Annotated in this window: 5 protein-coding genes and 1 pseudogene; 2 read left to right on the top strand and 4 right to left on the bottom strand. The window is 68.2% G+C overall.

Going from position 1 to position 6,719, the window contains the following annotated elements; translation table 11 throughout:
• The 4 genes from ACOJSN_RS12780 to ACOJSN_RS12765 all read right to left on the bottom strand — a co-directional run.
• Nucleotides 1-418, bottom strand: a 418-nt coding sequence (locus tag ACOJSN_RS12780) for a glycoside hydrolase N-terminal domain-containing protein (protein WP_420112881.1), incomplete at its 3' end; no start/stop codon positions are given.
• Nucleotides 419-448: 30 nt separating this feature from the next.
• A complete protein-coding gene (locus ACOJSN_RS12775; RefSeq protein ID WP_420112880.1) occupies nt 449-2,116 on the bottom strand; it encodes an ABC transporter substrate-binding protein in 1,668 nt (555 codons plus the stop codon).
• An 88-nt stretch (nt 2,117-2,204) separates the two neighbouring features.
• Complete coding sequence (locus tag ACOJSN_RS12770; protein WP_420112879.1) at nt 2,205-3,146, bottom strand: carbohydrate ABC transporter permease; 942 nt, start codon at nt 3,144-3,146, stop codon at nt 2,205-2,207.
• A gap of 5 nt (nt 3,147-3,151) precedes the next feature.
• On the bottom strand, nt 3,152-4,147 hold the full coding sequence (locus ACOJSN_RS12765) for an ABC transporter permease (RefSeq protein ID WP_420112878.1): 996 nt from the start codon (nt 4,145-4,147) through the stop codon (nt 3,152-3,154).
• Between the two features lie 178 nt (nt 4,148-4,325).
• On the opposite strand from ACOJSN_RS12765, the gene ACOJSN_RS12760 reads away from it, so the two are divergent.
• The gene (locus ACOJSN_RS12760) at nt 4,326-6,506 is read left to right on the top strand and encodes an alpha-galactosidase (RefSeq protein WP_420112877.1); all 2,181 of its coding nucleotides are present in this window, start codon (nt 4,326-4,328) and stop codon (nt 6,504-6,506) included.
• Nucleotides 6,503-6,719: pseudogene (locus ACOJSN_RS12755) on the top strand (mandelate racemase/muconate lactonizing enzyme family protein); the annotation flags it as partial. The gene ACOJSN_RS12760 and the pseudogene ACOJSN_RS12755, both read left to right, overlap by 4 nt.

The raw sequence follows: 6,719 nt of genomic DNA, 5'->3' as shown, positions 1-6,719 counted from the left end.
GGCGGCGCCACCCACGCGGGGTGGTGATGGTCGACGACGCCACCCCGGTCGACAGGTCGAGCTCACGCCCGTAGCTGTCCCGGTCGGCGACCTGCTCCTGCTCGATGAGCAGGTCGCCGAGGGGCTGGTAGGACTCCGGGTCCGGTCCCTGCATGGCGAGGGAGGCCTCGCCTGCAGCGATCGCGTCCCGTTCCTCCAGCAGCTGCCGGCGCACCTCGGCGACCGTGCTGGGGCCGTCGGTCACGCCGCTGCCGTGCGGGCCACCCGACCAGAGGGTGTCGAGGTTCAGCGCGATCCGCTCGCGGGCGGGGTCGCCGAACACCATGCCGCCGAGCCGGCCGTTGCCGACGGGGAGCGCCTGCATCCATCGAGTCGCGGGCTGCTCGAACCGCAGGATGCGGCGGGGCGTGCTGGTCATCTCGGTGTCCTCTGGTCGGGTGGTCGCAGGTCAGCCGGCCGCGCTGGCGTCGTAGGAGGTCTGGTAGATCTCCACGTAGCGCGACAGCCCGAGACCCTCGAAGCCTTGCACGTAGGCGTCCCACGCGGCGTCGTCGGTGATGTCCCGCTGACCGGTGATGAACTCGACGTTCGTCTGGTCGATGTAGCTGGAGATGTTGGTCTGCAGCGTGGCGAGCTCTCCCGAGAGCGAGCCGTCCACCCAGACTCGCCAGTACGGGAAGACCATGTCCTGCGGCACGTGGTCGGCGTAGAGCTGCGTGGCCTCGAAGAGCCGCCGCTCGTAGCCGCTCACCAGGTACGGGTCCTCCGGCTGCACCTCGGCGTTGCGCCATTCGGCCGGCGCGTACAGCTGGGCGCTCGAGCCCCATGCGCCGTTGACGCTGTCCGGGTTGTCTGCGTCGGCCGGGATCAGAGCCACGATCGGCTCCAGCTCCGGGTCGAGTGCCACCTCATCGGCCTCGGGCAGCCGCCAAGCGACATCCTCGAGCCCGAACTGACCGAGGTTGCGGCCCTCGACCGTGTAGAGCAGGTCCGCCAGCATGATGGCAGCGATCTGCTCGGCCTCGGACGCCGTGGCCGTGATGGCCCACATCGCGCCCGGGGTGCTCGGGAAGTTGTACGTGGTGTACTGCGCGCCGTTCGGGCCGGTCAACGGAGGTACCGCGTCGTAGGCGGTGTGGCGGGTGTTCTCGTCGCTGAGCTCGACGCAGATCGCCGGGTGCAGCGCGGTGCAGCCACCGAGCAGCGGGGCGTCAGCGTTGTTGCCCTTGGCCTGCAGCGCCTCGGCGTTCTGCGTGAAGGAGGACTGGTCGATCAGGCCGTCGGCGTACAGGCCGGCGATGTACTCCAGCCCCTCACGCCACTCCTCGGTGGTCGCCTGCGTGACGACCTGGTCGCCATCCAGCGCCAACGACAGTGTGGTGGTCTCGCCGCCGAGCGGATCGTAGGCGAACGCGTTCATGAAGTACGGGATCACGTCCGCGATCTGTACGGCACCGCCGATCCCGATCTCGTCCGCTTGACCGTTGCCGTTCGGATCCTGCGTGACGAACGCCTCGAGGACCTCGCGCATCTCCTCGGTCGTGGTCGGCATCTCCAGGCCGAGGGTGTCGAGCCACTCGGTGTTGAGCCACAGCTTGGCCTGGTAGGTGCAGTGGAAGCAGTCGTTCCACTGCGGGAGGCCGTAGATGTTGCCATCCGGGGCGGTGGCCAGCGCCTCGAGCTCGGGGTGATCGGCGAAGGCCTGCGAGATGTTGGGCGCGTGCTCGGCGATGAGATCGTTGAGCGGCTGCAGCACGCCTTGGCTACCGAGATTGAGCAGCTCGGTCTGGCTGAACTGGTTGACCCAGGAGACGAGGGCGTACACATCGGGCAGGTCACCGCTCGCGAGGGAGATCTGCCGTGCCTCGCCGGCCGCCGTGCCGTCATAGGTCGTCGTCTGGAACTCGAGCTCGATGCCGAGCTCCTCCCGGACGTACTCGGTGAACCTGTTGGTGTCCAGGTCCTGATCGGTGTTCTCCATCGTGAAGATGGTCAGCGTGGTGGGACCCTCGGGGTCCGACTGGTCGTCCTGGCCACCGCTGCATGCAGCGACGGCGAGGAGGCTGGCTGCGGCGAGCACCGCCGTCGCCGTTCGCCTTCTGGTGATCACGGGCATGTCGAGCCTCTCTACTCGCTACCTTCAAAGTTGGCCGCTCAGCGGCCGTGGGGTCCTGCCGTGCGGGCGCGCGGCCGGAATCTCGGTCTCATCCCTTCACCGACCCGACCATCACGCCCTTGTTGAAGTGGCGCGCGACGAACGGGTAGATGGCCAGTACTGGCACGGTCGAGACGACGATCAGGGAGAACTTGACGAGGTTCGCCAGCTGTTGTCGCTCGACCGCGTCGATGGCGCTCATGCCGCCGCTGGATCCGTTGAGGATGAGGATGTTGCGCAGCACGATCTGAAGCGGCTGCAGATCTGAGTCACGGATGTAGAGCAGCGCGTCGAAGTAGGAGTTCCACTGGTAGATCGCGTACATGAGGGCGATCACCGCCAGCAGCGGCTTCGACAGCGGCAGCACGATCGACCACAGCACTCGCAACGGGCGGGCGCCGTCGAGCTGTGCCGCCTCGGTGAGCTCGTCCGGGATCGAGGAGCGGAAGAAGGACCGCGCGATGATCACCTGCCAGACGCCGATCGCCTGCGGGATCACCAACGCCCAGCGGGTGTCGAGCATGCCGAGCGACTGCACCACGAGGTACGTCGGGATCAGACCGCCCGAGAACAGCATCGTGAAGACGATCAACATCGTGATGACGTTGCGCCCGAACAGATCCTTGCGCGAGAGTGGGTAGGCGATCGCGACCGTGAGCGTGACGCTGATCAGCGTGCCGACCACCGCGTAGAAGATCGAATTGGCGTAGCCGGTGAGGATCTGTGGGTCGCCCAGCACGGTCTCGTACCCGCGCAGCGTGAAGTCGACCGGCCACAAGAACACCCGCCCGGCACTCACGGCGAGCGGGTCGCTGAAGGAACTCGCCAGGATGTAGATCAGCGGGACAAGCACGGCCAGCAGCGCGATCGTCAGCAGCACGTAGACGAGGGACAAGAACACGCGGTCGCCGCCCGACTCGCGCATCCGGCGCGGCCTGCGGGGTGGCCTCGTGTCGGAGCGCTGCGGCTCGGCCGTCGGCACCTGCGTCATCGCGGTCACCACAGCCCGTTCCCCGTCACTCGCTTCGCCACCACGTTGACCAGCAGCAACAGCACGAGGTTGACGACCGAGTTGAACAGCCCCACCGCCGTCGCCATGCTGAAGTTCGCATTGAGCAGGCCAACCTTGTAGACGTAGGTCGCGATGATCTCCGAGGTGCCCAGGTTCAGCGGGTTCTGGAGCAGGAACGCCTTTTCGAACCCGATCGCCATCACGTTGCCGACGCCCAGGATCAGGATGATCACGGCGGTCGGCATGATGCTCGGGATGTCGACGTGGCGGATCCGCTGCAGCCGAGAGGCGCCATCGACGCGCGCCGCCTCGTACAGGCCCGGGTCGATGCCGGCGAGCGCGGCCAGGTAGATCACCGCCGAGTACCCGGCGGTCTGCCAGACGTCGCTCCACACGTAGATGTGCCGGAAGTACTCGGCTCGGCCGAGCAGATCGGGCATCGGCACACCGATCACGCCGAGCGCGTCGCTGACGAACCCGAGCTGCGGCGACAGCACCAGGATCGTCATCGAGACGACCACGACCGTGGAGATGAAGTACGGCGCGTAGGTGACCATCTGCACGCTCTTGCGGAAGATGCCTTGGCGGACCTCGTTGAGCGCGAGCGCGAGGATGATCGGGATCGGGAAGCTGGCGAGCAGCACGTATCCGGACAGGAAGAACGTGTTCTTGACGAGCGTCAGGGCGACCGGGTTGTCGATGAACGCCTGGAAGTGCTTGAGGCCGACCCAGGGACTGCCCCAGACCCCCTCGAGCACGTGGTAGTCCTTGAACGCCAGCACCGCGTTCGACATCGGCACGTACTTGAAGATGACGAACCAGGCGAGCGGCACGAGCATCAGCAGGTAGAGCTCCCAGTGCTGCCGCCAGCTGTGACGCGCGGCGCGCCAGCCCTTGCCGGTGGCGCGTTCCCGGGTGCCGGCCACGGGTACCGCGCCGGAGGATGCGGCGACCATCAGCAGCCCTCCTCGGGGAGCCATGAGGCTCTCACGTGGTCCTTGAACGTCATCGATCGGGTCCCTCTTCTGCGGTGTCCGCACCATCGACGGCCCACCTGGAGCGTGTGGCATCCGGCTCGGCGCCAGTACCGGGTGGTGGTTGCGGGATGAGCGTAGACCTGGTTTATTAACGCCGTCAAATAATACGGCGAGGAGAGTCATGGCCAACGAGGACGTCGGAGTTCTCACACTCAGGGCAGCGGGCACGGCGATCGCGATCGACACCACCGGCCCGGTGCCGTCGGTGCTGCACTGGGGTGCCGACCTCGGACCCGCGCCGCAACCGTGGGCCGATCTGCTCGGCAGCAGCGCTCCGGCCGTGCTCAACAACGCCCCGGACACTCCGCGCGGGCTGACGATCTGGGCCACGGAGCGCGACGGCTGGTCCGGCACGCCGGCGCAGAGTGGTCACGCCGCGGGTACGGCCACCACGCCTCGCCCCGAGGTCATCTCGTGCACGGCACAGATCGACGCCGGCGGCGGTGGTCGAGTCTCGATCGTGATGAACGACGACGTGGCCGGCTTCCGTGATGAGGTCACCTTCGCGTTGGACCAGTTCGGCGTGCTCACCATCGACATGACGATCGAGCGCACGGGTTCCGGTGCCTGCGCGTACGCACTCGGCGGGCTCCGCGCCCTCATGCCACTCCCCGACCGCGCCACCGAGATGCTCGACTTCACCGGCAAGTGGTGCCGCGAGCGCTCGCCCCAGCGCGGACCGGTGCGCGATGGCACCTACACGCGCCGAGCGCACCGCGGCAAGCCCGGTCACGACTCGCCGTTCCTGCTCGCGGCGGGGACGCCCGGCTTCGGCTTCGGCACCGGTGAGGTGTGGGCCGTCCACCTGGCCTGGAGCGGCGAAGCCGAATACCTCCTCGAACGACTTCCCGAAGGTGCCGGTGCGTTCTCGGCGGTCCTCGGCGCCGGCGAGCTGCTCCACCCCGGCGAGGTCCTGCTCGCACCGGGTGAGCGGTACGAGGCCCCGACGGCCGTGCTCACCTGGTCCGGGGCCGGGCTCGACGGCGTGGCACACCGCCTGCATCAACGGTTGCGTGCGCGGGCGACGCACCCGAGCACGCCGCGACCGCTCGTGCTCAACACGTGGGAGGCCGTGTACTTCGACCATGACCTCGCCACGCTGACCACCCTGGTCGAGCGGGCGGCCGAGATCGGGATCGAGCGCGTGGTCCTCGACGACGGCTGGTTCCAGGGGCGCCGGGCCGACAATGCCGGCCTCGGTGACTGGACGGTCGACCGTGACGTCTGGCCACAGGGGCTCGCGCCGCTGGCCGAGGTGGTCCGCTCACACGACATGCAGTTCGGGCTCTGGTTCGAGCCAGAGATGATCAGCCTCGACTCCGACCTGGCCCGCGCGCACCCCGACTGGGTGCTGGGGCCCTTCGAGCGGCTCGGCCCGAGTGCTCGGAACCAGTACGTGCTCGATATCGGACGCCCGGATGCCTACGACTACCTGCTCGAACGCGTCAGCACCCTGATCAGCGACTACGCGATCGACTACCTGAAGTGGGATCACAACCGGGATCTGCTCGAGGCGGTGGGACGTCGCGGCACTGGAGAGCGGCCACTCGTGCGCGAGCAGACGCTCGCGCTGTACCGGATGTTCGACGAGCTGCGCGAACGGCACCCCGGGTTGGAGATCGAGACCTGCTCCGGTGGTGGCGGGCGGATCGACCTCGGCATCCTCGATCACACCGATCGCGCGTGGGCGTCCGACTGCAACGATCCCGTGGAGCGCACCGAGATCGAGCGCTGGACCCGGATGCTGCTGCCGCCCGAGCTGATCGGGTCTCATCTCGGCGCCGCGCGCTCACACACCACGTCGAGGGTCACCGACCTGTCGTACCGGCTCACGGCGGCTCTCATCGCGCACGCCGGCATCGAGATGGACCTCACGTCGGCGAACCCTGAGGACCTCACGGCGATCCGGGCGTGGGTGGACCTCTACAAGGAACTGCGGCCGCTGTTGCACACGGGCCGAGTCGTCAACGCCGATCTGGCCGATGAGCACACCGCGCTTCACGGCGTGGTCGCGCAGGACGGCAGTCGCGCCGTGCTGATCTGGTCGCGTTCGGCCACCAGTGCGCGTGGGCAGAGCGGGCGCGTGCGCCTGCCGGGCCTGGACCCCGCGGCCCGCTACCTGCTGCGGGTTCGTACCGAGATCGGCATGGGCAGCCGACACGAGCCGCAGGACCCGGCCTGGGTTACCGCCGCCGAGCACGGCATCGAGCTCGACGGCAGCGTGCTCACGGTTGCGGGGCTGCCGATGCCCACGCTCAACCCGCAGCAGTCGATGCTGCTCGACGCCAGGAGGATCTCGTGACCACCGCCGATCCGATCGTCCGAGCGGACGCGTGGCTGTGCGAGCTTGAGGTCGAGCGACCGCGCACCGACGCGATGCAGGCGTTCCGCGCGCAGGAGACCGTATTCGTCCAGCTGACGCTGGCCTCGGGCGCGCGCGGCCTCGGCTACACCTACACGATCGGCACCGGGGGGCCGGCAGTGCTGGAGATGCTGCGCGAGACGTTGCTTCCGG

The organism is Pseudactinotalea sp. (genome assembly GCF_048594945.1).
In the GTDB taxonomy this organism is placed as follows: Bacteria; Actinomycetota; Actinomycetes; order Actinomycetales; family Beutenbergiaceae; genus Pseudactinotalea.
This window is presented reverse-complemented; position numbering and strand designations above follow the sequence as displayed.

Excerpts from the sequence above, each read along its gene's own strand:
- ACOJSN_RS12770 (WP_420112879.1), bottom strand. The coding sequence starts at position 3,146 with ATGACGCAGGTGCCGACGGCCGAGCCGCAGCGCTCCGACACGAGGCCA.
- ACOJSN_RS12760 (WP_420112877.1), top strand. The coding sequence starts at position 4,326 with ATGGCCAACGAGGACGTCGGAGTTCTCACACTCAGGGCAGCGGGCACG.
- ACOJSN_RS12775 (WP_420112880.1), bottom strand. The coding sequence starts at position 2,116 with ATGCCCGTGATCACCAGAAGGCGAACGGCGACGGCGGTGCTCGCCGCA.
- ACOJSN_RS12765 (WP_420112878.1), bottom strand. The coding sequence starts at position 4,147 with ATGGCTCCCCGAGGAGGGCTGCTGATGGTCGCCGCATCCTCCGGCGCG.